Genomic DNA, 480 nt, shown 5'->3' with positions numbered 1-480 from the left:
ATCGATCGGGTGCGAGTGGATCAGGCCAATCAACTCCGGCATGACAAGCCGGCGCGGAAGGTCCTGAAGTCCAGCCGTTGGCTGCTGCTGCGCAACCGCCAAAACCTGAAGCCCGAGCAGGCCGTGCACCTGAAGGAACTGCTGGCCGCCAATCAATCGCTGCTATGCGTCTATGTGCTGCGCGACGAACTCAAACGGCTCTGGTTCTACCGAAAGCCAGCCTGGGTGGAAAAGGCCTGGGGGCAATGGTTCGAACAGGCCCAGCAAAGCGGGATTGCCGCCCTGCAAAAGTTTGCCGAGCGCTTGCAAGGGTACTGGCACGGGATCGTGACTCGCTGCCGTCATCCGCTCAATACCAGCGTCGTCGAGGGCATCAATAACACCATCAAGGCCATCAAGCGCAGGGCTTACGGATACCGCGACGAGGAATACTTCTTCCTCAAAATCCGCGCCGCGTTCCCCGGTAATCCTCGATGAACC

The 480-nt window shown here is 59.6% G+C and carries 1 protein-coding gene; it reads left to right on the top strand.

Annotated features, from left to right (window positions below; all coding sequences use genetic code 11):
- Window positions 1-477: transposase (locus tag U5771_RS35340; RefSeq protein WP_322028204.1), on the top strand; the 477-nt coding region annotated here is incomplete at its 5' end.
- Between the last annotated feature and the right edge of the window lie 3 nt (window positions 478-480).

This window comes from Burkholderia sp. BCC1977 (assembly GCF_905339595.1).
GTDB lineage: Bacteria > Pseudomonadota > Gammaproteobacteria > Burkholderiales > Burkholderiaceae > Burkholderia.
This window is presented reverse-complemented; position numbering and strand designations above follow the sequence as displayed.